Source organism: Limnoglobus roseus (assembly GCF_008254045.1).
Taxonomy (GTDB): Bacteria; Planctomycetota; Planctomycetia; order Gemmatales; family Gemmataceae; genus Limnoglobus; species Limnoglobus roseus.
The window spans coordinates 3,049,406-3,072,606 of the sequence record NZ_CP042425.1 but is presented as its reverse complement, the minus strand read 5'-3'; the positions used below and the strand labels follow the sequence as shown (position 1 = coordinate 3,072,606).

The 23,201-nt window shown below is 65.3% G+C and carries 18 protein-coding genes; 9 read left to right on the top strand and 9 right to left on the bottom strand.

Annotation, left to right across the window (positions count from 1 at the left end; genetic code table 11):
• Window positions 1-148: 148 nt before the first annotated feature.
• On the bottom strand, window positions 149-2,446 hold the full coding sequence (locus PX52LOC_RS12880; protein WP_149110480.1) for a tetratricopeptide repeat protein: 2,298 nt from the start codon (window positions 2,444-2,446) through the stop codon (window positions 149-151).
• A 150-nt stretch (window positions 2,447-2,596) separates the two neighbouring features.
• Between PX52LOC_RS12880 and PX52LOC_RS12875 the strand changes: the two genes are divergently transcribed.
• Window positions 2,597-3,040 carry a hypothetical protein gene (locus PX52LOC_RS12875; protein WP_149110479.1) on the top strand — a complete coding sequence of 148 codons (444 nt, stop codon included), beginning with the start codon at window positions 2,597-2,599 and terminating at the stop codon, window positions 3,038-3,040.
• 79 nt (window positions 3,041-3,119) lie between these two features.
• Here the strand turns inward: PX52LOC_RS12875 and PX52LOC_RS12870 are convergent, their stop codons facing one another.
• Window positions 3,120-3,317, bottom strand: coding sequence for a hypothetical protein (locus tag PX52LOC_RS12870; RefSeq protein WP_149110478.1), 198 nt, complete (start codon window positions 3,315-3,317; stop codon window positions 3,120-3,122).
• Window positions 3,318-3,363: 46 nt separating this feature from the next.
• The gene (locus tag PX52LOC_RS12865; RefSeq protein WP_149110477.1) at window positions 3,364-5,229 is read right to left on the bottom strand and encodes a hypothetical protein; all 1,866 of its coding nucleotides are present in this window, start codon (window positions 5,227-5,229) and stop codon (window positions 3,364-3,366) included.
• Between the two features lie 270 nt (window positions 5,230-5,499).
• Between PX52LOC_RS12865 and PX52LOC_RS12860 the strand changes: the two genes are divergently transcribed.
• From PX52LOC_RS12860 to PX52LOC_RS12850, 3 genes are read left to right on the top strand one after another with little or no spacing between them, the layout of a single operon-like run.
• Complete coding sequence (locus tag PX52LOC_RS12860; protein WP_149110476.1) at window positions 5,500-6,564, top strand: M4 family metallopeptidase; 1,065 nt, start codon at window positions 5,500-5,502, stop codon at window positions 6,562-6,564.
• A gap of 41 nt (window positions 6,565-6,605) precedes the next feature.
• Window positions 6,606-6,908, top strand: a complete 303-nt coding sequence (locus PX52LOC_RS12855; RefSeq protein WP_149110475.1) for a protealysin inhibitor emfourin — start codon at window positions 6,606-6,608, stop codon at window positions 6,906-6,908.
• A 36-nt stretch (window positions 6,909-6,944) separates the two neighbouring features.
• Entirely contained in the window at window positions 6,945-7,403 is a 459-nt protein-coding gene (locus tag PX52LOC_RS12850; protein ID WP_149110474.1) for a histidine phosphatase family protein, read from the top strand.
• A gap of 6 nt (window positions 7,404-7,409) precedes the next feature.
• On the opposite strand, the gene PX52LOC_RS12845 is transcribed toward PX52LOC_RS12850, so the two are convergent.
• A complete protein-coding gene (locus tag PX52LOC_RS12845; RefSeq protein ID WP_149110473.1) occupies window positions 7,410-8,432 on the bottom strand; it encodes an SMP-30/gluconolactonase/LRE family protein in 1,023 nt (340 codons plus the stop codon).
• 219 nt (window positions 8,433-8,651) lie between these two features.
• Between PX52LOC_RS12845 and PX52LOC_RS12840 the strand changes: the two genes are divergently transcribed.
• The gene (locus PX52LOC_RS12840) at window positions 8,652-10,400 is read left to right on the top strand and encodes a peptide MFS transporter (RefSeq protein ID WP_246173714.1); all 1,749 of its coding nucleotides are present in this window, start codon (window positions 8,652-8,654) and stop codon (window positions 10,398-10,400) included.
• A 1-nt stretch (window position 10,401) separates the two neighbouring features.
• Here the strand turns inward: PX52LOC_RS12840 and PX52LOC_RS12835 are convergent, their stop codons facing one another.
• Both PX52LOC_RS12835 and ybeY read right to left on the bottom strand, forming a co-directional pair.
• On the bottom strand, window positions 10,402-10,728 hold the full coding sequence (locus PX52LOC_RS12835; RefSeq protein ID WP_149110471.1) for a rhodanese-like domain-containing protein: 327 nt from the start codon (window positions 10,726-10,728) through the stop codon (window positions 10,402-10,404).
• A gap of 99 nt (window positions 10,729-10,827) precedes the next feature.
• A complete protein-coding gene (ybeY, locus tag PX52LOC_RS12830) occupies window positions 10,828-11,271 on the bottom strand; it encodes an rRNA maturation RNase YbeY (protein ID WP_149110470.1) in 444 nt (147 codons plus the stop codon).
• Between the two features lie 177 nt (window positions 11,272-11,448).
• On the opposite strand from ybeY, the gene PX52LOC_RS12825 reads away from it, so the two are divergent.
• The 4 genes from PX52LOC_RS12825 to PX52LOC_RS12810 all read left to right on the top strand — a co-directional run bounded on the left by PX52LOC_RS12825 (window position 11,449) and on the right by PX52LOC_RS12810 (window position 16,944).
• Complete coding sequence (locus PX52LOC_RS12825) at window positions 11,449-13,635, top strand: glutamine synthetase III family protein (RefSeq protein WP_149110469.1); 2,187 nt, start codon at window positions 11,449-11,451, stop codon at window positions 13,633-13,635.
• A 135-nt stretch (window positions 13,636-13,770) separates the two neighbouring features.
• Window positions 13,771-14,328: a GNAT family N-acetyltransferase gene (locus PX52LOC_RS12820; protein WP_246173713.1), complete on the top strand. Its 558-nt coding sequence runs from the start codon at window positions 13,771-13,773 to the stop codon at window positions 14,326-14,328.
• A gap of 27 nt (window positions 14,329-14,355) precedes the next feature.
• On the top strand, window positions 14,356-15,591 hold the full coding sequence (locus tag PX52LOC_RS12815) for a M16 family metallopeptidase (protein WP_149110468.1): 1,236 nt from the start codon (window positions 14,356-14,358) through the stop codon (window positions 15,589-15,591).
• Between the two features lie 120 nt (window positions 15,592-15,711).
• Window positions 15,712-16,944: a M16 family metallopeptidase gene (locus PX52LOC_RS12810; protein ID WP_149110467.1), complete on the top strand. Its 1,233-nt coding sequence runs from the start codon at window positions 15,712-15,714 to the stop codon at window positions 16,942-16,944.
• 301 nt (window positions 16,945-17,245) lie between these two features.
• On the opposite strand, the gene PX52LOC_RS12805 is transcribed toward PX52LOC_RS12810, so the two are convergent.
• The 3 genes from PX52LOC_RS12805 to PX52LOC_RS12795 form a co-directional block, all read right to left on the bottom strand.
• Window positions 17,246-17,482: an addiction module protein gene (locus PX52LOC_RS12805; RefSeq protein ID WP_168218970.1), complete on the bottom strand. Its 237-nt coding sequence runs from the start codon at window positions 17,480-17,482 to the stop codon at window positions 17,246-17,248.
• A 28-nt stretch (window positions 17,483-17,510) separates the two neighbouring features.
• Window positions 17,511-20,633 (bottom strand): WD40 repeat domain-containing protein, encoded by a 3,123-nt coding sequence (locus PX52LOC_RS12800; RefSeq protein ID WP_149110465.1) that lies wholly within the window; start codon window positions 20,631-20,633, stop codon window positions 17,511-17,513.
• 73 nt (window positions 20,634-20,706) lie between these two features.
• Window positions 20,707-23,163: a DUF1553 domain-containing protein gene (locus PX52LOC_RS12795; protein ID WP_149110464.1), complete on the bottom strand. Its 2,457-nt coding sequence runs from the start codon at window positions 23,161-23,163 to the stop codon at window positions 20,707-20,709.
• Between the last annotated feature and the right edge of the window lie 38 nt (window positions 23,164-23,201).

The window sequence follows — 23,201 nt, the reverse complement described above, 5'->3', positions numbered from 1 at the left end:
AACTTGTAATTCTGCCGCGCTACGCGGCAGTAAATTTTCGCCCCACTACGCCTGAGAGCGTCGTCCCAGCGTATCAACCAGATGTTGTGAATGCAAAAACAAACCGGCCGCCCAAGGGCGGCCGGGTCGGACGAGTTCGCTGGTCAACTTACCGCTTCACCAGCGCCTCGCGCAGCCGGGGCAGTTCGGCCTTCCAGTGGTCGTAGGAGTACTCGGCGTCGGTGCGGAAGGCGTCCCGCGGGAGGGCCTGGAAGAGTTCCTCCATCCGCGTCAGCGTCTTCTGGGCCTCGCCGGGGTCGGCCGGACGGGACGACAGGTAGGCGTGGAACAACAGCTTGCCGAGGACCAACTCTTCGAGCTTGCCGCGGTGCTTGGCCATCAGTTCGCGGCAGAGCGGGATCGTCGCGGCGGTGTCGCCCATCTGGAGCAGCGTGTTCGCCTGCCAGATTTCGCCCCACGTTTGCAGGAACGGGTCGGTCGAGTTCGCCAGTTCCTTCAGGTACACCAGCGCCTCGGTGCGGGCCTTCGGACCGACACTCGCGTCGGTCTGGGCCTTCGCCAACAGGGCACTCGCGAGCCACAGGCGGGCGTTGTCAGCGTGGACGCCCTGCGGGTAGAGGGTCAGTTGCTTCCGCAGGCGGGCCTCGGCGTCCGGGTACTTGCGGTCCAGCATCGCGAGGCGACCGAGTTCGAAGATGGCTTGCTCGTGCGTGAACTGGTCGTCGGTCGGCACCGTGGAGGCGTCCGCGATCTGGGCGAGCATGTCGCGGCCGAGCTTCGTGGTCACGGCCGCTTGCTGCTTCAGGGCGTCGGGTTGAACACTGCCGGCGGCACCGGCAAGCAACTCCTGGCCGCGCTTCACGTAGGTGACGGCGAGCTTATACCGGGCGGGCGTGGCCGCCGACCCCGGCAGGCTCACCGCCCTCTTCAATGCTTCCTCGATTTCCGCAGCCTGATCGGGCGGCAGCAGGTCGGCCCGGTCCAGCCAGGCGCGGCCGAGGAGTTCGCTCGGCACGTCTTTGCCGTTCAGCACACTCGTCACCAGTTCCAGGGCCTTCGACGACTCGCCGGCTTTCTGGTATTGCAACGCTCCCTTGCGGAAGAGTTCTGCCCGTTCTTTCGGGTCGAGGGCGCGATCGGCCAGGGTCGCGTACTCGGTGGCGGCGTCCATGAACTTCGGCTTCGCGTCGGCGGGGTTGGTCTTCACCAGGGCCGTCGCCCACTGCGCGTTGATCTCCGCGCGGTACTTGCGGTCGGCGCTCTCCTCGGCGATCTTGGCGTAGGCCGTCGCGGCCCGGTGGGCGGCCTCGAAGTCGCCCTCGCTCGTGCTGGCCTTGATGACTTCTTCGAACACCGCCCGCAGTTCCGGCGTCTTGACGTGTTCGCTGGTCGCGCTCGCCTGCGTGACCGCCTTCTCCAGCCACTCGGCGGCTTCCTTACGGGAACCCTTCGCGGCCGGGTCGCGGCTGCCGATCGCGGCCAGCTTCATCGCGGCGGCGGCAGCCACCTCGCCGGGTTGGGCGAGGACTTGCTTCAAGTACGGGGCGGCGGCCGCGTCGTTGCCGGACTGCATGAGCGAGAGGGCGGCCTGATAGCGGACGGTGGTGCGTTCCTCTGTGGGGAGTTGCCCGGAGAGCAGCGCGGCCTCGAACTGCGCGACCGCGTCGGCCCAGTTCTGTTCGGCCATCGCCACCCGGCCGAGTTGGACCTTCGCCGCCGCTTGCACGTCGGCCGGGGCAGTCGTGCCGATGTCCTTCAGCCAGGTCTTTGCCTTATCGAGTTCCTTGTCGCGGAGGTGCAACTTCACCAGTTCGAGCTTGTACTTGGCCGCCGTCGCCGGGGTGGAGCGGTTCTGGCCGCCGAGGTACTTGGCGAAGGCTTCCTTTGCCCCGGCGTAGTTCGGCGGGGTCATCCGCAAGAAGGTCTGGGCGACGAGGCGGGGGTATTCGGCCCGGTCTTCGCCGGCCGGCGGGCTCGTCATCGCGCCAAGAACCTCGGCCGGGTTGCCGGTTTCGGTGGCGGCCTTCGCTAGAGCAAAGCGGAAGATCATCTTCGCCGCCTCGCCGTGGTTGTCGAGCTGCGTGACATCGCACCGCTCGAACGCCTTCTCGGCCGCGGCCCAGTATTCGATGCCGTCCCCGCCGGCCTTATCCGCAAGGGCGACGTAACCACTGCCGAGAGCGAAGTTCGTGGGGGTATCGGTCGGGTTGGTCGCGGCGAGTTTGCGAACCAGTGGTTCGATGGCCGCGGCGTCAGGGGACCTCTGTTCGAGGGCCGATTTCAGGTCCGCGAGTTCGCCGGCCGTGGCCGGTCCGGCCGTCGCGCCGCGGTGCGGCACGTACTTGTACGCCCCGTAGAGGGCGAGCAAGCCGAGTAGGAAGATCGGCAGTTGCCAGAGGTTTCGAGGCTGAGTCGTTTTGGCGTCCGCTGCCGTGTCCGTGACCATGTTGCGGGTTCCCTATCGGGCGCAAAGGGTGCGATCCATCACCAGAGTGGCACAATTTATCATTATAGGTCAAGTCGAAGTGACCGACGACCGACGCGGGCGGGGGCGAATCGTGGTATTCTGCGCCGACCGGAAGGGAAGTACGGATTTTTGACGAACCTCTTGCAGTGGGATATCGTTCTGGAGCAATTTCAACACAAGAACGGAGGGTATCGCGTGAAGCGACGGCTGCTACGCATTTCGCTAGTCGTCGTACTGATTGTGATGTCCGGGTGCGTTTATCTTAACAACGTGCCGTGGATCACGGTTCAGGAAGTGCGAAATCAAATCGAGCGTGAATTGCCGGTCGGGACACCCAGGTGGCAGGTTTCTGACTGGCTCATTACCAAGGGCTATTCAAAATCCGGGATCGGCGAGGGATGCTGTGACAAGGGCGATGGTTCAGGGCAAAGGCATACCCTGTCTCTGACGGAGTTCTCCAACTACCGCATCGAATTCCCGTTCCCGACATACCTGTTGATCTGGATAGAGTTCGACGCGGCTGGCAGACGAACGGACCGTATTGACGTCAGGGAATTCAGCCCCTCTTTTTAGAACGCTCTGTTCCAGATCGAGTCCAGCCGATTGGAGGGCGATCGCGTTTCATCGTGTCCGATTCCAAGTTGCGGGACACCTACCTCTGGTCACAGCCGGCGTTGTACATCTCCAGCGTCAGGTGTTCGATGAACACTTCCAATTGGTCCTCGGACGACGGGTCACACCCGAAAACCTTGCGGAACTCTTGCAGTTGTTTTTCCTCGGTCAGTGACTCCCGAATTCGACGGAGGGCCGCCGGCTCGCGATAGCTGCCGTCACGCCGACGCTTCGCCACACGCGATCCTCCTCAACAGTCAACCGTTATTTCATCTACCCAGCGATCACGGCTTCGGACCTTCGCGGGTGTACCACGACTTCCACTCGTCCAGCGCGATCCGCTTGCGTTCGTCGTTCGAACCGGTCGGCGGGCCGAGGTCCTTGTTGAACATCGCCTTCAACGACGCCCGCGTGGCCCGCACCACGATGTCGTCGATGTCCGTGACGCGATCGATCAGGTCCAGCGTCAGCGACTTCTCGTCCTTCATCGCCACGGCCAAACACGCGGCCCGGCGGAGTTCGGCGTCGCGGTCGGCGAGCATCGCCTTCAGCGTCGCGGCGGTCATCCGCGTCAGGCGGTCGGCCAGGGCGGCACGGGCTTCGATCATCCGCTTGTCCGGCAAGAGCGGAATCGCCTGGGCCAGGCCGGCCGTGTTCTGGCCGCCCTTGCCGTCGCGGACCGCCTTCAGTTTGCCATCCCACTTCGTGTCCGACTGCTTCGCGAGCAGGCCGTTGGCGATGCGGTCGGCTTCGGACAGGCCGCGAACCTTGCCGACGTTCGGACTTGTCGGGTCAGGCGCGCCATCGGTGTTCACGTCGATCTTGCGGCCGAACGCGGCGATGGCAAGCGGGCCGCCGCGGGAGCCGCGCAGTTCGCCGTTGCCCGGGTCTTTGATCTTGCCGTTGATCTGCCGGGTCAGATCGGCCACGAGGTTCGACTTCTTCAGGAACAGCACCGCGAAGGCCGTGTTGACCACCGTGCCGTCGTTGCCGCCGGGCCACGAGCCGTCGGCCCCCTGTGTGGCCAGGAGGGACTTCGTGCCCCACTCGTACCAGTCCACGTCGCCGATGGTGTCGAGTCCGTAGGCCACCGCCACCCGCTCCAGGGACCAGAGGAAGTACAGGTCGTCGACGCCGCCGCGGGTGCCGGCGCTCGCCCCGCCCGATCCCTGCTTCAGCACCCGGCCGAGGGCCTGCAGCGCCCGCTCGATGGCCATGTCACGGATGGTGAGCGGCTTCTTCTTCGGCTGGTCGTCCTCTTCCGGGTCGTCCTCCGCTTCTTCCTCCTTCTTCGGCTTCTCGTTACGAGCGGGAGGGTTGTAAAACGGGTCGTCGTCCTCCTTCGCCTTCGGCTTGGGGTTGCCCTCGCCGACGAGCTTACGGCCGGCCTTGCGGGCCTCGTCGTTCGCCTTGCCGACGGCCAAGCCGAGCAGACCGGCACAGGTCATCGCCGGGGTTGAACTCGCCCCGGAAGTGCTGGCGTTGTACGACCAGCCGTGGTCGGTCGGACTTTGCGTGCGGAGGAAGCGGGTATCGACGGCGGTAATCGCCGGAGACGCCGGCACCCCGCGGCGCTGGGCGACCCAGGTGCCGATGAGGCCGAATTGCGTGTTCGAGTTGTCGTCGCCGCCCTCGCTGGCGGCGTTACCCGCGCGGCCGAGGCGGAGGATGGCGGCGGCCTCCGGGTGCAGGCCGCCTGCACCGGTAGGCCTGAGGGCGCTGGCCAGCCGGGCCTGCTCCGCCGCGGGAACCTCCGGGAAACAATTGTAACCCCAGCCGCCGAAGTTGGTCTGACCAACGATCAGCCGCGCGCCGAGCAACTGAATGAGCGGCACGTCATTCGGGTCGTTGTGCTTGTCGAGGAAGAGGACGCTAAGGGCGAGGTTGTAAGTCTTGGTCTCGCCCGGTCCGCCCTCGCGGAGGGCGCGGGTGATGGAGACGATGGCGGGGTCGGTCTTCGGCACGTCGCCTTCGAGCATCGCGAGACCGACCAAGGCGGGGACGCCGGTCCCGTGCGCCGTTTCGTTGAGGTGTTGCTTGAGGAATTCGACGCCCTTCTTCAGGGCCGCGTCGTTCTTCTGTTTGTCCACCGCCCCCGTCGCCGGTAGGCCGACGGTCGCGAGAGCGAGAACGAGACACAGGCGCGACATGGACACCTCCGGGGCGTCGGAACAGTCCCGCCAGCCGAGATATCGCCGGCATTCGGAAACTCGGCCGAGGGGACGCCGGACATTCTACCAAGCCGTTGCCCCCGCCGCGAGCGCGTTTAACACAGGTACCATGAACCGCCCGAACGGTTTTCACAATTTGCCGCCATCCGTTGGCCGATGGCCCTCGTAAGACCAGTTGACTGTTTGTTCGAACGGCCGAGAGCGATCGGCCGGCGAATCCCATCTCCTGTCCCAGCGAAGGCCCTTCACATGTGCTCCCGCAACCCGATTCAGTGCATCATTCCCCCGTACATCAACGACCAACTCGCCCAGTCGGCCGACCCGGCGACCCGGTCGCGGGCCATCGCCAACCTCAAGGCGGCGGCGGCAATGCGGGCGGTCCGCGTGATGGCCCAGGCCATGCCCGCCATGATGGTGAACGCCTCGCCAGCCGCGACGAAGCACCGGCTGGTCTACGACGCCGCGGGGTCGGACCAACTCCGCGGCACCCTGGTACGGTCGGAAGGGCAGGCAAAATCGTCCGACGTAGCCGTGAACGAGGCCTACGACGCCTCCGGGGACACCTACGACTTCTACCAAACCCTCTTCCAGCGGAACTCGCTCGACGACAACGGTATGAGCCTCGTTTCGTCGGTCCACGTCGGGGAGACGGACGAGACCGGCCAACTCGGGCCAATGAACAACGCCTTCTGGAACGGCGAGCAGATGGCCTACGGCGACGGCGACGGCGTGATCTTCAAGCGGTTCACCGGGTCGCTGGACGTCGTCGGGCACGAACTGACCCACGGGGTCCAGTCGTTCACCAGCAACCTGACCTACTTCGCGCAATCGGGGGCCCTCAACGAGCACTTCGCCGACGTGTTCGGGATTCTCGTGCGGCAGTGGAAGCGGGACGAGACGGCCCTGCAAGCGAGTTGGGTGGTCGGGGCGGAGATCATGGTACCGGCGGCCACCCGCCGGGGCATCCGCGACATGGAGAACCCCGGCACGGCCTACGCGAACGACCCGGACCTGGGCACCGACCCGCAACCGGCCCACATGTCCAAGATCTACACTGGCCCGCGGGACCGCCAGGGCGTTCACATTAACTCGGGCATCCCGAACCGGGTGTTCGCCCTGGTGGCGAAAGAAATCAAGGGCCGGGCGTGGGAGGTGGCCGGGCGGCTCTGGTATGATACCCTGCTGCAACTGTCGGCTTCGAGCCAGTTCTTGGACTGTGCCAAGTTGTCGGTTCAGATCGCCGGGGCCAAGTACGGGGCGGCCGCCAAGAAGGCGGTGAAGTCGGCCTGGAAGAAGGTGGGCATCACCGTCTGACGGCTCCCGCACCTGGCCGGGACCAACCAGGAGGGACGCGGATGCGGGTGCAATTCGTTCAATCGGGCGGGTACGCCGGGGCGGTCAAGGGGTGTGAACTCGACACCGCGACGCTCGCCCCGGACGCGGCCCAGCAACTCCAAAAACTCGTTCAGGATAGTGGCCTGTCGGGATCGCACGAATCGCTGTCGAAGACCGGCCGCGACCTGGGACAGTACGAGATTACCGTCGAAGGCCACGGGCCGAAAATCGCCGTTGTTCTCGACGACGAAACACTGCCCGCGGCCGCGAAGCCGCTGGTCGGATTCTTGAAGAAGAACTCGCGGCCGGTGCCGCTGAAATAGCGGCCGCGGGCCACCCCCATTTACAAGGCCGACGCCATGCCGACGATTCTCTTCGTCCGTCACGCGGACATCGACGTGCCCCCGGCCCTCGGAGCGACCAACCCGCCGCTGAACACCGCCGGCCAGGCGCGGGCCACGGACCTCGCGCGGGTCGTCGGCTCTGCGGGCGTTACCGCGGTGTTCACGTCCGCACTCACTCGCACCAAACAGACGGTGAAACCCCTGGCCACGCAACTGGGCCTTCAGCCCCACGAAGTTCCCACGCCCGCGGAACTCGCCCAGAAGATGCTGGCCGGCGCCCTGGGGCCGGTGGTGCTGGTCGCCGGCCACAGCAACACCGTCCCGGAAATGATCGCGGCGTTCGGCGTACCGTCGCCGATCCCCCCGATCGGCGAGAGGGAGTTCGACAACCTGTACGTCGTGACCGTGGGCGGCCCCGGACCCGCGACCGTGGTGCGGCTCAAGTACGGCGAGGCGTCCACCACCGGCGCGTGACCGCGGTTAGTACCCCTGGCCCTTGGCCTTCGTCTTCACTCGGATGAGGTTGTGGTTCGCGGTGACGTACAGCGTACTGCCGTCGCCGCCGAAGCCGACGTTGGCCGTCTTGTCGTTCGTCACGATCGTGCCGAGGTGCTTGCCGGTCGGGTCGAACACGAACACGCCGCCGGGTCCGGTCGCCCAGACGTTGCCGGCCGCGTCCACCTTCAAGCCGTCCGGCAGGCCGGGCTTCTTCGCCTTCACCAAGTCCGTCGTGTCGAAGAATTGCTTGCCGTCGCCGAGCGTGCCGTCGGCCTTCACCGGGAAGCTCATCCAGTTCGCCTTCTCCGGGTCGGAGTTCGCCACGTACAGCGTCTTGCCGTCCGGCGACAGGCCAATGCCGTTCGGCCGCGACATCACTTTCGTGAGCAGCGTGAGTTCGCCGTTCGGTTTGAGGCGGTAGACGCCCTGGAATTCGAGTTCCTTACCCGGGTCTTTCATCTGCCCCGGCAGGCCGTAGGGCGGGTCGGTGAAGTACAGGTCGCCGTTCGGGTGGTAGACGAGGTCGTTGGGGCTGTTGAGCCGCTTGCCCATGTACTTGTCGACAACGGTGACGAACTTGCCGTCGACCCACTTCGCGATGCGACGGTCGCCGTGTTGACACATGACGAGCTCACCCGCCTTGTTGAAGGCGAGGCCGTTCGAGCCGGGCTCCTCGCCGGTGAACGCCGCGGTGCCGGTGTACCCGCTCGGCTTCAGGAATTCTTGCAGGCCGTCCTTCTCGGACCAGCGGCGGATCATGTTGTTCGGGATGTCCGAGAACAGCAGCGAGTTCGTCTTCTTGTCCCACACCGGCCCTTCGGACCACTTGAACCCGGCCGCGAGTTCCTCGACCTTCGCGTCCTTCGGCACAAGCTCGTCGAATTTCGGGTCTTTCCGCTCGAACGCCCGCGGCGGGGCGGGCATCTCGTCGGCGCGGGTGAACGAATCCAACGACGCGAGCGCGAGCGCGCCCAGGAACAGTTTCAACACAATCCGGCGACGCATGGCGGGAGACTCCGAGGGGCGGCCGGACGGATTTGGGGTGAAAGAAGAGTGACGTCCGACGGCAGAGACAATCGTAACGCGAATCGGGGCCGGGACAAGCGGATTCAGCCGGCCAGGAAATCGGAGTTGCCCCGGTGGACGCGGGGAGTAGGTATGGTATGATCGCTCCCACTATGAGCCGCCTCTCCCGCCGTTCCCCCAACGAAAGGGATGATTGTTGTGCCTACCGCTGCCGAACTCCACGACGTTACCAAACCCGCCGCGATCGCACCGACCAACCACCCGATCGGGTTCTGGTTCTTCTTCTGGGGGGAGTTCGCAGAGCGGTGCTCGTACTACGGTATGCGGGCGATTCTGGCCCTGTATATGACCGAAAAGCTCGGCGTCGACAAGAGCGACGCCGGCACGTACATGTCGCTGTTCATCGCGGCGTGCTACTTCTTCCCGCTCATCGGCGGGTGGGTCGCCGACAACTTCCTCGGCAAGTATTGGACGATCGTCCTGTTCAGCGTGCCCTACGTGGCGGCGCAGTTCCTGGTCGGCATCGAGGACAAGGCCCTCGTCTTCGGTTCGTTGCTCTTACTGGCGATGGGATCGGGGGTCATCAAGCCGAACATCTCAACTCTGATGGGGCTGACCTACGACCAACAGCGACCCGGCCAAGACCAGTTGCGGACGAGCGCGTTCTCGTGGTTCTACATGGCTATCAACATCGGGGCGTTCCTGTCCCAAGTCGCGATGCCGTACCTGCGGACGACGTACAGTTACCAGACGGCGTTCCTCTTCCCCGCCGGTTTGATGTCCCTGGCCCTGATGATTTTCGCGGCCGGTAAGCGGTTCTACGCCACCGAGAGCATTACGCGGAAGGTCGTCGGCGACCCGAACAGCCCGCCGCCGGCCGACACCCGCACGGTTACGGGCATCCCCGTTCACACCAAACTCGTGACGCCAGAAGAGAAGGCGGCCGACACGAAGTTGAAACTGCAAACCCTCGGCCGGATCGGAGCACTGTTCCTGACGGTGATGTTCTTCTGGGCCATCTTCGACCAGTCGGCGAGTACCTGGATTTTCTTCGCCAACACGTACATGGACTGCACCCTGTTCGGTACGAAAACGCCGCCGGACAGCATCCAGGCGTTCAACCCGTTGTTCATCGTGGCCCTCGTGCCGCTGAGCGTGATGCTGTTCAAAGCGTTCCCGGTGAAGGCCACCAGTAAGATCGCCCTCGGGTTCCTGCTAACCGGCGTGAGCATGGCCATCATGAGTCTGGCCGGGTTCATGGCCGGTCAGGCGACGAAGGCGAACAAGATCACTTTCCCCGAAGGGGAACTGGTGCTGCCGCACTCGGCCGCCACGCTGAGTGACGTGAAGAGCGGCGAGGTGGCGTTCGGCGGCGTGAAGATCACCGCGACCGACTGGGCTTACAACACCGACAAGAAGAAGCTGGAGTTCACGAACGGGATCGTCACCCTGACCGACGGGCGGGTGGTGAAGGTGTCGGGCGGACACACGGGGACGCCGCCGGCGGCCGCCGAGTTGTCCGCGGGCGGCGTGTTGGAACCGCTAATGAAGTCCGCCGACGAACTGAAGGACGTGAAGTCGGACGCGGCAAAAGCGGCGGTCGAGGAAATCGACTGGGTGAAGCCGGCCGAACGCGTCACGGTCTGGTGGCAGGTGTTCGCCTACTTGATCCTGACCGTGGCAGAAATCCTCGTCTCGATCACGGGCCTGGAATTGGCCTTCGTGGCCGCCCCACCGACGATGAAGAGCTTCGTCACCGCCTGTTGGCTGGCCGTCGTCTTCCTGGCAAACTTGCTTATCAACGCCCCGATCACGCGGTTGTATCCGACCATGTCGCCGGGCGTGTACTTCGCGATGCTGGGCGGTGCGATGCTACTCATCCTGACGATCTACGCCCCGATCGCCGGGCGGTTCAACCGTCTGATGGCCGAGGCCAAGACGGCGTAACTCAATACCGCCGCACGCTCGGGTCGACGAGCGTGCTCCACGCTTCGATGCCGCCGGACAGCGAGGCGACGTTCGCGTGCCCGGCTTGTTGCAGGATCGCCGCCCCGCTCAGACTGCGGACGCCGTGGTGGCAGTACACCACCACGAGCGCCCCGGCCGGCGGGGCTACTTCGTCCAACCGCCCCGGCAGTTCGTGCAGCGGGATCAACGTGCTGTCGGCGAGCCGGCAGTAGTCGTACTCGTTCTGTTGCCGCACGTCGAGCAGGTAGACCGGCTCGCCGGCGGCAAGTTTCGCCTTCAAATCCGTCGGGTGAATCTGCGGGATCATTACTTTTCCAGGTGTGAGGCGAGCCGAGCGGCGTAAGCCGCCGGGTGAATCGCGGAGACTCGCCGCGTGACACCCGGCACCTTACGGTACTCGGCTCGCCTAGGTCGTTTCTGTGATGTCCGGTAGCCCCAGTTTCGTCAGGTACTCGCGTTCCTTGACGCGCATCTGGCGCTCGGCCTTCGCCGTCGTGTCGTCGTAGCCGCACAGGTGCAGGCAGCCGTGGATGACGTAGAGCAGCAGTTCTCGCTCCGTCGGGTGGCCGCGGTCGGCGGCGTACTCGGCCGCGATCTCGTAACCGATGACGATCTCGCCTTCCAGCTTCTTCGCCTTCGCGTCGGTGTACGGGAAGGTGATCACGTCCGTCGGCTCGTCGTGGTTCAAGAACTGCTTGTTCAGTCGGTGGATGTGGGCGTTGTCCACGAATGCCACCACGACCTTCGCGGCCCGCACGCCTTCCCCCTCCAGCACCGCCTTCGCGGCGGCCTTCAGGGTCGGGAAGTCGAGCGGCTGTTCGTACGGGTTGGCGATGGAAATCGAGAGCATGTCAGGATTTTATGGAAGCCGACGGACGAACGTCCGCGGGATTTCTATAACCTCCTTTATCCTCTCCCGGACCTGCCCGCCCTCCGGCCGTACCCCCGGCCGCTGCGATACTGCGCAGGGAATGGTCCCAAACTAATTTGGGGTGCCCAGTCCATCTCTTCCGGAGACCCAGACGAAATGTCAGCCACTGCTCGTCAACAAGCGATCCAAACCATCGCCACGACCACGTACCAACTCAACCGCATCGTCTTCAAGGACAAGACTCTCAAGGAACTCTTCGGGGCCAACGTGTTCGGCGAAGCGGAACAAAAGGCCCGCCTGCCCAAGCCGATCTTCAAGGCCCTCCAGAAGACGATCAAGCTCGGCGCGCAACTCACCGACCCCAACCTCGCCGACGCCGTCGCGAGCGCGATGAAGGACTGGGCCATCGAGCACGGCGCGACCCACTACACCCACCTCTTCCAACCGCTGACCGGCCTGACCGCCGAGAAGCACGACTCGTTCCTGTCGCCCAACAGCGACGGCAGCGCGATGTCCGAGTTCAGCGGCAAGGAGCTCGTGAAGGGCGAGCCGGACGCCAGCTCCTTCCCGAGCGGCGGCCTGCGGGCGACGTTCGAAGCCCGCGGCTACACCGGCTGGGACCCGACCAGCCCGGCGTACATCCGCGAAACCCCGAACGGCGCGACGCTCGTCATCCCGACCGTGTTCGTGTCGTGGACTGGCGAAGCCCTCGACAAGAAGACGCCGCTGCTCCGGTCGATGGAAGCCCTCTCGCCGCAAGCCCTGCGCATCTTGAAGCTGTTCGGCAACGACGAGGCCAAGAAGGTCATCACGACCGTCGGCCCGGAACAGGAATACTTCCTGATCGACAAGAACTTCTACTACGCCCGGCCGGACCTGATTAACTGCGGCCGCACGCTGTTCGGGGCCAAGCCGCCGAAGGGCCAGGAACTGGAAGACCAGTACTTCGGCACCATCCCGGAGCGGGTCATCGCCTGCATGGCCGACTGCGAAATGGAGATGTTCAAGCTGGGCATCCCGGTCAAGACCCGGCACAACGAGGTCGCGCCGAGCCAGTACGAAATCGCCCCGATCTTCGAGGACAGCAACCTCGCGACCGACCACAACCAACTGACGATGGACGTCATGCGCCGCACGGCCGAGACGTACGGGCTGGTGTGCCTGCTGCACGAGAAGCCGTTCGCCGGCATCAACGGGTCGGGCAAGCACAACAACTGGTCGATGTCCACGGACGCCGGCGAGAACCTGCTCAACCCCGGCGACAACCCGCACGACAACGCGCAGTTCTTGGTGTTCTGCGTCGCCGTCATCCGGGCCGTGGCCAAGTACCCGGAACTGCTCCGCGTCACCGTCGCCTCGGCCGGGAACGACCACCGCCTCGGTGCGAACGAAGCCCCGCCGGCGATCATCTCGATCTTCCTCGGCGACCAGCTTCAGGACGTCATGGACCAGCTCGAAGCGAGCAACCTGAAGTCCACGAAGCAGGGCGGACACATGGAAGTCGGCGTCAGCGTGCTGCCGAAGCTGCCGCGGGACGCCGGCGACCGCAACCGGACGTCGCCATTCGCCTTCACCGGCAACAAGTTCGAGTTCCGGGCCGTCGGTAGCAGCTTCAGCATCGGCGGGCCGAACGTCGTGCTGAACACGATCGTGGCCGAATCGCTCGACTTCATCGCGACGAAGCTCGAAGCCGACGTGAAGGCCGGCAAGAGCTTGAACAAAGCGATCCAGGACCTGCTGCCGGGCATCCTGAAGGAGTCGAAGAAGGTGATCTTCAACGGCAACGGCTACTCGGAAGAGTGGCAGGTCGAGGCCGCCAAGCGGGGCCTGCCGAACATGAAGAACAGCGTCGACTCGTTCCCGAGCATCATCAGCAAGGCGAGCATCGAACTGTTCGGCAAGTACAAGGTGTTGACCGAGAAGGAACTGCACGCCCGGTACGAGATCTTCAGCGAGAAGTACGTGAAGGAAATCGCCATCGAGGCGAACATGATGGTCCACATGGCGAAGACGATGATCGTGCCGGCCGCCCTCCGCTACCAGGCGGAAGTGGCCGCGTCGGTCAACGCCACGAAGGCCGCCGGCGTGGACGTGTCGACGCAGATGGAGCACCTGAAGTCGCTGGCGAACGCCATCAGCAAGTTCCAAACGCTGACCGGCGATCTGAAGTCGGCCGCCGACCACCACGCGGCCGGCGACGCCTACGGCCACGCGAAGTACATGAAGGAAACCGTTGTGAGCAAGATGGAAGAACTCCGCAAGCTCGGCGACGGCCTGGAAGACATGGTCGCCGACGACCTGTGGCCGCTGCCGACGTACCGCGAAATGCTGTTCATCAAGTAACCGACGGGTTGCGAGAACCGCGAACGCCCACCCGAACGGGTGGGCGTTTTTGCGTTCCACAGGTCGATGGCTGTCCCTTCGGGGAGTGATTTCGTGGTATCATTCTGAACCGCGTTTCCTCCGAGGCGTCTTGCCGTGCCGACAGAATACTTCAAGCGCCACCACATGCGGCTCGATCTCGCCTCGCCGGTCGCGGTCCCGCCATTACCGCCGGGCTTCCACTGGCTCGCGTGGCACGAATCGCTCGTGGACGCCCACGCCGACGTGCTACGGCAAGCATTTCAGGACGCCGCCGACGCGCGGCTGTTCCCCAACCTCGGTTGCGAGAGCGGCTGCCGAATGCTGGCGCGGGCGATCCGCGATTGCGCGACCTTCTGCCCGCAAGCCACGTGGCTTCTCGCGGGGCCGGCCGGGGCCGTCGGGTGCGTGCAGGGGTTGCTAGAAGCCGGCGAGGGGGGCGTGCAAAATGTCGCGGTGCTTCCCGAACACCGCGGCCGGGGGTTCGGGGCGGCGTTGCTCCTGCAATCCCTGGCCGGATTTCAGGCCGTCGGTGCGACGGTGGCCGAGTTAGAAGTGACGGCCGCGAACGGTTCTGCCGTTGCGCTCTACCGCCGGTTGGGGTTCCGCCCGTATAAAGCGGTATACCGATCCGTCGACGTTCCCGACCGCAGTATGGTCGGCCACGGCATCTAACCCGCCCCGCAACGGAAGGCGACGCCCTTGTCCAACACCGTTCACACGCACACCTTCCCGAACGGCCTCACGCTCTTGGCCGAGTCGATGGACTTCGTGCGGTCGGCCGCCGTTTACTTCCTCATCCCGGCCGGCTGCGCGCACGAAGCCCCGGAGGATGCCGGGTTGGCGTCCGCCCTCGCCGAGATGCTGCCCCGCGGGGCCGGTGACCGCGACACGGAAGCGTTGATGCTCGCCTTCGACTCGCTCGGCATCGACCACAACGAAGGCCCCGGCCTGCTGAACATGTTCGCGTCCGGCAGCACGGTGGCGAAGAACCTGCCGCAAGCCCTGGATCTGTTCGCCGACGTGTTGCTGCGGCCGCAACTACCGAAGGACGACCTGCCCGCGGTGCAATCGCAACTGCTCCAAGACTTGCAGAGCCTTGACGACTCGCCGCAAGAGCAGGTGATGCTCGAACTGCAACGGCGGTATTACCCGTCGCCGCTGAACGCCGACCGTTACGGCACGGAAGAGACGCTCAAGTCGCTGACGGTCAAGAAGTTGCGGGCGTTCCACCAACGGCTGTTCCGCCCGAACGGCACGATCATCTCGGTGGCCGGCCGGATCGACTGGCCGAAGCTGAAAGATCAAGTCGAACGCCTCTTCGGCGGCTGGCCCGTCGGCGAGAAGCACGGACTGACCATCGACCCGGCGCACAAGCCGCAGTCAGTCCACTTGACGAAGGACAAGCAGCAGACGCAGATCACGTTCGCCTTCCCGAGCGTGAGCGTGACCGACCCGCTCTATTTCGCGGCGAAGGGCACCGTCGGTGTGCTGTCGTCCGGCATGAGTTCGCGCCTCTTCACGGAAGTCCGCGAGAAGCGCGGCCTCTGCTACTCCGTGTACGCCTCGCACGAGGCGATGAAGGACCGCGGCACGATCGTCGGCTACTCCGGCACGCGGCCGGAGCGGGCCCAAGAAACGCTCGACGTGATGCTGGCCGAGTTCAACAAGCTCCGCGACGGCGTGCAACAGGACGAGATCGACCGCACGAAGGCCGGGCTGAAGACATCGCTGATTATGCAGCAGGAATCGACCTCAGCCCGCGCGGGTGCGATCGCCCGCGACTGGTACTACCTCGGCCGCGTGCGGTCGTTCGACGAGATTCAGCACGAGATCGACAGCCTCAGTCCACGGAGCGTGATGGACTACGTGGACGCCTTCCCGTTCCGCGACCCAACCATCGTCACGCTGGGACCGGCGGAACTGAAACGCCCTTAATTAGCCACAGAGGACACAGAGAGCGCGAAGAAGCGACAGGAGAACGAACTCCGATCCTTCTCGTTTTTACGCTCTGTATTCTCTGTGCCCTCTGTGGTTCCATTCTTCCGAGACACCAACATGCCCTTCCATACGCACCGCTTGCCCAACGGCCTCGAAATCATCGGCGAGACGCTGCCCACGTCGCGCTCCGTCGGCGTCGGGTTTTACGTCCGCACCGGCAGCCGCGATGAAGTCGGCCCGGAGAGCGGCGTGTCACACTTCCTTGAGCACATGCTGTTCAAGGGCACGCCGAACCGCTCGGCCCTGGACGTGAACCTGCACTTCGACCGCATCGGCGCGAAGTCGAACGCCTACACCGAGTACGAGACGACCGTCTACTACACGGCCGTGTTGCCGGAGTACCTGCCGACGAGCGTGGACATCCTCGCCGACATCCTCCGGCCGAGCCTGCGGCAAGAAGACTTCGACACCGAGAAGCAGGTGATCCTCGAAGAAATCGGCATGTACGCCGACATGCCGCCGTTCGACGCCAGCGACAAGGCCCGCAAGATTTACTTCGCCAACCACCCGCTCGGCAACAGCATCCTCGGCAGCGTCGAGAGCATCACGGCGTTGACGCGCGACCAGATGCAAACGTACTTCGACCGCCGGTACGCGGCCGGCAACCTCGTCGTCGCGGCGGCCGGGGCGTTCGACTGGGCGAACTTCGTCGAACTCGTCACCGCGAAGTGCGGCCCCTGGACCGCCGGCGGTCAGCCGCCGCGCACGCAACTGACGCCGGCCAAGCCGACGAGCGGTTCGCACGTCATCGTGAAGGAGGGCGTGAGCCAGGAGCACGTCATGGTGATGGCCCCCGGCCCGGCCGTGGAAGACCCGATCCGCTACTCGGCCGACGTGCTCTCGACGATCATCGGCGACGACACCGGCAGCCGCTTCTACTGGGAACTCACGCACCCCGGCACCGTCGAAGCGTCCGGCTACGGCATCGACACGAACCAGGCCAACGGCACCCTCGGCGGCTACTTCAGCAGCGACCCGGACAACGCGAAGGAGAACCTCGCGACCGTGCACAAAATCTTGCGCGACGTGCAGAAGAACGGCGTGACGGCCGAAGAGTTGGCCGTGGCGAAGAGCAAGATCGCGTCGCGGCTGGTCCGCCGGTCCGAGCGGCCGATGGGCCGAATGGGGGCGATCGCGAGTGCGTGGATCAACAACCGCGAGTTCGACGACATCGACACCGAACTGAACCGCTACGAGGCCGTCACCCCGGCGAGCATCCGCGACCTGTTGACGCGCTTCCCGATCGACGCGCCGACGGTGGTGGCTTACGGGCCGCTGAGTTCGATCTAATTGGGCGAAGGTCCGTTGTCACGGCAATCGGCGTCGCCAGTAACCGGAACGGCGGTGGTTGTTCGCCACCGCCAGAACCAACAGGCTCGCAGAGTCTTCGACGTATACCAAGTAGAGCGGGAATAGACGAAATCGGCAGATTCGTGTGCCATGCAGGTGGGGCAGCCCCATCTATGGGTTCGCCGCGATTCGCGCGACCGCGTCATCAAGGTCGGCCATGAAGCGTGCCGCCAGGGCGGTGCTGATGCGTGCGTAATGGCGGCGTTCGTGACGAGCTTCACCGACGGACAGTCGGTGAAAATCAACCGGCGTCATCGCCGTCCTCTAAGATTTGCCGTCGTGCTTCGGCCCACGGGATTGGCGTTTCGCGACCGGATCGCAGGTCGTCGATTCGCCGACGAATCTCGTCCGACCACGCGGACGCGGCGTCCGCGTCCGCGTGGTCCAATTCTTCCAACAACCGTGCGGCCAGTTCCCCACGCTCGTCGGCCGACAGCTGTGCCGCCAGTTCGAGGACCGACTTCATCGCGTCACTCATGTCAACTTCCTCGCTTGTTGCGCTCATTCTATTTCACCGTCAGCGTCACCGACTTCGCCGCGTACTCTTTGCCCGTGCTCTCGCGGCGGGACAGTACCGTGATCGGGTGCGTCATCGGCTTCACCCACGGTTCAGCGTAGATCACGACCTCGCGCTCGGAATCGCGTTCCGTCAGCAGGATGCCGTTCAGGCCGATGTTCATCACGCGGACGCCGTGCGGCAGGCCGCGAACGTCCAGCGGCACGCGGCCCTTGAAGCCGTTGCGTCGCTCGACCCTCACCGTGAACTTCGTTTCCTTCCCCGGCTGGATCGTCAGCGACTCGGTCGAAACTGACGTGACGAGATCGCCCGGTTCTACGACCTTCGGTACACCGAGGCTGACCGCCTGTGTGACGGGCTTGCCGTTGATCGTCGCAGTGGCCTCGCACACTACTTCGGCGGCCTTCGCCATCGCGGGGCCGTCCGCGAACAGCGTAAAGGTGGTTGCCACCTGCTCGGCTTCGATCGTCGTCTCGGCCGGGGCGTGGAAGCCGGGCGGCACGCCGACGAGCTTCACGCGGATCGGCCCTTCGTAGCCGTCAATGCGGGTGGCCGTCACGGTGATCGGCACGCCGTTGCCCTTCCACACGCTCGGCATCTTCGGCGTCGCGTCCACGGTGAAGCCCGGCCGCGGCGGGCGGACGGTCAGCCGGTAGGCGTGGGCCGGCCCGCCCACCCCACGGGAGTCACCGATGCGCACTTGGAACGTGCCGTCGGCCGGCGGGTCGAACAGCAGGAACGAGTCCTTGCCGAAGCCGGGGCCACCGTCGTCGTTCTGGTAGAGGATCGGGAACACCGGCATCCCGTTCGGCGGGAACGTCGTCCCCGGCGGGTGGAATTCAACCTTGTACATGACGTTGCCGAGATAGTGGTGCGTCGGCGTGGTGCCGAGATAGCCGAGCCGCTGTCCGCCGCGGGCCACGAACTGGCAGTCGTCGTCCGGCCCCTTCGGCAGCGCGTTGATCCGCATCAACTCCGAGCCGACGTAGAGGTAGTCGTTCATCGCCAACTCGTTCCACGATTCGAGGCGGATGCCGGACGTGGCCGAGTCGTTGTCGCGGAAGGTGCTGAACGTTTTCGCCACGCACCGCAGGGTCGCCCGCTCGACCGGCTTGCCGGCCGCGTCGAGGATTTCGATGCTCGAATCGAGCGGCGAGCCGAGCCGCCGGGCGTGAACTTCGACGACGAGCGGCACGCCCTTCTTCGCCGGGAACTTGATCGCCTGCGTCTGGCCCGGCTTCGCGAGGATGCCGTCGGCCGTCATGGGCAGGCTTCGCAACTCCGCGCCGGCGTCGGTGACGACGATGGAGGGGAACTCGCCGACGGCGACGGTGGGACTGTCGATTCCGTAGGGAAAGTTCGATGCGTGTAAGGACTCGCGGGACCCCACTGCGGCATTAGAGGGAACTTTCGCTCTCATCGTCAGGCCGGTCGTGGGGCCGAGATTGACACCGTCGACGTGAACGTCGGCTTCCTTGCCGCGGGCCACGGCGAGCGGGAATACGGTCATCACCACCGGCACGTCGCCGACGTGCAGGCGATAGGTCATTGCTGCCCCGCCGCGGTAGTCGCGGTCACGGATCGTCACGGCATACCGGCCGGCCGCGGGGACAACGTACCCGAGCTTGTCGCCGTCGCTCTCGGTCAGCACGCGGCCGGCGGCGTCGGTGATCGCCAGCCGCGGCTCGAACTTGCCGGCCACGACGGCGTGAACACCGACCTGCTGCCCGGCCGTCGCGTCGAAGGCGAAGTAGTCGGTGTCGCCGGCCCGGTCGATGCTGCCGACGATTGTGGTCGGCAGCGTCACCAGCATCGCGGAGCGGGCCGAGTCGGTGGTTCCCTGCTCGGCAACGGCGTCGAAGTTGTCGAGCATGAAGTTGATCGGAGTCGATACACCGGCCGCATTTGATGCGACAAGTTGGACCGAGCCGGCCGCAAGCAGTTTCGAGAAGCGAAGGTCTACTTCCAGGCGATCCGGCGACCGAGAGACGATCTCAGCCGAGAGGGCGGACAAGGCGAGTCCCCCCTTCTGCACAGAGTCAGGATCGCCGAAACGAGTGACCGCATCGAGTCGTTGGCCCTCGACCACCACACGAATCGTCTTGAACCGCGGCCCGGCGTTCGGTGTGATTTTCGTAATGACCGGCGGCTTCGGTTTCGCGGGTAGGAACGTCGCCCCGCTAGCAGCCGTCACCGGGTCGAGGAACAACCCGGCACCGTCAAACCGGCCGGCGGCGAGTTGCTTGCCGTCCGGCCGCAGGGCGAGCGATTGAAGCACATCGGGCTGCTTCGCGAAGACTTTCTTCTCGACCATCTTCGCCGCGTCCCAACTCTTGACGACTGCGTCCTCGCCGACGCTGTAGAGCGTACCGCCGTCGGGGGAGTATGACAGCCGTAGGACGCCGCGGGTGTGGGCGAAGACTGAGTTCAGGAGCTTGCCACCGTCGGCGGTCGCTTCCCAGGTGCGGATGCTCTTATCCACGCCGCCGGCCACGAGTTTCTTGCCGTCCGGCGACCAGGCCACGGCGTAGACCCAATCCGTCGGGTCGCCGAGGGTGTAGAGCCGCTTGCCGGTCGCGGCGTCCCAGATCTTCACCGCCCGGTCGGCCGACCCGGAGGCGAGCAACTTCCCGTCCGGGTGGAAGGCGACGGCGTACACGGCGTCGCTGTGGTCTTCGAGCGTGAGCTTCGCCGCTTCGGTCTTAGCGGGATTCCACAGCTTGATGACGCGGTCGTAACCGGCCGACGCGAGCGTGCCGTCGGGCGAGAAGGCGAGCGTGTATATCGCGTCGCGGTGGGCGGTGAACTCGGCCGTCGGCTTCACGTTGAGTTTGCCGACCGCGAAGTCGTAAAGGCGGACGACGCCGGCCTTCCCCGGCTCACCGGCGGCGACCGCGAGCGTGCCGGCCTTCGAGAACGCGAGGGCGGTCACACGCCCCGTCTGTGGCAGCGTGGCGACGGCGTCGCCGGTAGCGGGGTCAATGAGTGTGACGACACCGTGCGTGCCGGCGGCGAGGAGTTGGCCGTCGCCACGGTACGCGAGAGCTGTCACCGGCGGGGCAGCCACGAGCGCGGGGGCGAAGGCCAGAAGGAGAAGGGTGAAGCGAAACATGGTGGGTTCTTGGGGAAGGGGGCGAAAGCCCACCCGTCGCGACGTGTGAGCTTTGCGGCGGGTGCCATCACGGTTAGCGGTTGAACAGAAACTCCTGGCTCGTTAGCACGGCCCAGAACAAGTCCTCGACCGCGTCCCGGCGGTCGGCGTCCGTCTTCGCGTCCTTCAGCACGGCGACCAGCTTCGTCTTCTCGGCGTCTGTCGGCTCGCGCGTCAGCGAGAACTGGTAGAGCCGTGTCACCACATCGGCGTCGGTCGCCTTCTCCTTCAGCCACACGGCCACGCGCGACTTCGAGTCGCGGAGTTTGTCGTTGAGCGTCTGGCCGTTGTTCAGGTGCAACGCCTGCCGGACGCTGGAATCGGTGGTCCGCTCGCACGAGCAAACTTGAAGGCGGTCGGCCCGGCCGAAGGCATCCAGGAAGCGCGAGATGAGCAATGAGTCCGGCAGTTGCATCGCCCGCGTGCCGGCCGGGAAACTGGCGTCGTTCTTCTCGCCGCCGGTCGGACCGAGCGAGAGTTTGGTGAACGCCGTCGGCACGCCGGTTACGTCGCTGTAGGCGTCGAGCAGCACTTCCGCGTTCAACCGCCGCACGAGGTACCGCGAGTAAAAGCGGTCGTCGGTGGCGTTGGCCGGCAGCGGCTTCGAGGATCGCTGGTACGCGGCCGAGTTCAAGATCGTCCGCATCAGGTGCTTCACGTCGAACTTGTGGTCCACGAAGTCCTTCGTCACCGCGTCGAACAACTCCCGGTTACTCGGCGGGTTCGATTCGCGCAGGTCGTCCTCCGCTTCCACCAGCCCGCGGCCGAGGAAGTTCTTCCAGACGCGGTTCACGAGGGCCTTCGCGAAGTACGGATTGGCCGGCGACGTGAGCCAGTCGGCCAGGTGCTCACGGCGGTCGGCCGGCGAGTCCAGGGCCAACGGCTTGCCGTCCAGCGGGGTCGGCGGCATGGCCGTGCCGCGGCGCAGGTGCAGGGCGTCGCCGGTCGGCAGGCTCTGCACCGACACCTCGCCGGGCCGGTCGCCGTTCTTCAGCCCGACGCGGCCGAACAGGTTCGCCATCGCCCAGTACTGGTCCTGGGTCCATTTTTCGAGCGGGTGGTTGTGGCACCGGCAGCAGTTGATCGACGTGCCGAGGAACGTGACGGCCGTGGACTCGACGAGGTCGGTCACGTCCTTGTGGATGACAAAGTAGTTCGCGCCGCCGTTGGTGAGCGTGCTGCCAGACGCGGAGAGAATGGATCGCGCGAACTGGTCCCACGGTTGGTTGTCGGCCACGCTCTGGCGGACCTGCCGGTAAAACGCCCACATCGCCGGCTGCGGCAGTCGCCGCGACGACACGAGAAGCAGGTCCGACCACTTGAACGCCCAGTAATCGACAAACTCCGGCCGTTCCAACAGCGCGTCGATCAGCTTTGCCCGGTCGGCACGGGTGTCCTTCAGGAACGCGGCCGCCTCCTCCGGCTTCGGCAGGATGCCGCAGGTGTCGAGGAACGCCCGGCGGACGAACTCCGCGTCGGAACACTGTTCCGACGGCGGCAGGCGGAGCAACTTCAGCTTCGCGAGGACGTGGTCGTCGATGAAGTTCGACCGCGGCGACTTCGCGAAGGTGGTGTCGTCGGTCGCGGTGGCGAACGGCGAGGTCACGGTCATGGTGGTCAGCCGCGTGCCGAAGTTGGCGGTAACGGATGCCTCGCCGTGACCGTTGACCTTCACCTTGCCGTCCTCGTCCACGCCGGCCATGAGATCATCGCTGGAGGAGAACTTGCACCACCGCGTCACGTCGCGAGCCGAGCCGTCGGCGTACTTCGCCACCACGACGAGGCGGGCGGCGGCTTGCGGCTTCAGCAGCGCCGCCTTCGGGAAGACTTCAATCGAATCGAGTGACACGTCGGTGTCACTCGGCCCCGGCGAGCCGGCGCGAATCCACTTCAACACGATGTCGTAGTGCACGCCGTCCGCGGGCAGCCGTTCGCCGCCGCCGTGCGACATCTGTTTCGCCCCCTTCTTCAGCAGCAGGCTGTTTTCGGGCGAAGTCTGGTCGATCCGTCGGGCGAGGGCTTGCCGCGTCAGCACGAAGTGGTCGGCCTCTGGGTCGTAGCCGCGGAGCGAGAGTTTTAGCCCGCCCTTGCCCGCGAGTGCCCCGTGGCACGCCCCGGAATTGCAGCCCGTCCGCGTCATCACCGGCTCAACATGATTGCGGAAGCTCCACGCCGTCGGCTGCGTCGTGCCCTTCACGACGACCTTCGCCGTCGCGGTCTGGCCGTTGACGGTGGCCGTAATCGTCGTCTCGCCGTCGGCGAGCGGCGTCAGTTGGGCCGCGTCGGCCTTCGCGAGTTTCGGGTCCGCGAGGGTGAATGTCGCCGTCGCCGTGTGGTCCGCGACGACCCGCCCAGCTTGCTCTTCGACAACGAGCAACTGTGCCGCGTCGTCTTGGCCAGTGAGCGTGACGACGGGCGGGTAGACCTTCAACTCGGCGTGAGCAGTGCTGCCGGCGGCGAGAAGCAGGAGAAGAGAGAGGAGGCGGGGCATGGATGTCAGGGGTTGGGGGAGTGAACCATTTTCAGACA

Bases quoted from the DNA above. Each gene is read 5' to 3' on its own strand.
- PX52LOC_RS12880 (WP_149110480.1), bottom strand. From the start codon at position 2,446: ATGGTCACGGACACGGCAGCGGACGCCAAAACGACTCAGCCTCGAAAC.
- PX52LOC_RS12865 (WP_149110477.1), bottom strand. From the start codon at position 5,229: ATGTCGCGCCTGTGTCTCGTTCTCGCTCTCGCGACCGTCGGCCTACCG.
- PX52LOC_RS12860 (WP_149110476.1), top strand. From the start codon at position 5,500: ATGTGCTCCCGCAACCCGATTCAGTGCATCATTCCCCCGTACATCAAC.
- PX52LOC_RS12855 (WP_149110475.1), top strand. From the start codon at position 6,606: ATGCGGGTGCAATTCGTTCAATCGGGCGGGTACGCCGGGGCGGTCAAG.
- PX52LOC_RS12850 (WP_149110474.1), top strand. From the start codon at position 6,945: ATGCCGACGATTCTCTTCGTCCGTCACGCGGACATCGACGTGCCCCCG.
- PX52LOC_RS12845 (WP_149110473.1), bottom strand. From the start codon at position 8,432: ATGCGTCGCCGGATTGTGTTGAAACTGTTCCTGGGCGCGCTCGCGCTC.
- PX52LOC_RS12835 (WP_149110471.1), bottom strand. From the start codon at position 10,728: ATGATCCCGCAGATTCACCCGACGGATTTGAAGGCGAAACTTGCCGCC.
- ybeY (WP_149110470.1), bottom strand. From the start codon at position 11,271: ATGCTCTCGATTTCCATCGCCAACCCGTACGAACAGCCGCTCGACTTC.
- PX52LOC_RS12825 (WP_149110469.1), top strand. From the start codon at position 11,449: ATGTCAGCCACTGCTCGTCAACAAGCGATCCAAACCATCGCCACGACC.
- PX52LOC_RS12810 (WP_149110467.1), top strand. From the start codon at position 15,712: ATGCCCTTCCATACGCACCGCTTGCCCAACGGCCTCGAAATCATCGGC.
- PX52LOC_RS12805 (WP_168218970.1), bottom strand. From the start codon at position 17,482: ATGAGTGACGCGATGAAGTCGGTCCTCGAACTGGCGGCACAGCTGTCG.
- PX52LOC_RS12800 (WP_149110465.1), bottom strand. From the start codon at position 20,633: ATGTTTCGCTTCACCCTTCTCCTTCTGGCCTTCGCCCCCGCGCTCGTG.
- PX52LOC_RS12795 (WP_149110464.1), bottom strand. From the start codon at position 23,163: ATGCCCCGCCTCCTCTCTCTTCTCCTGCTTCTCGCCGCCGGCAGCACT.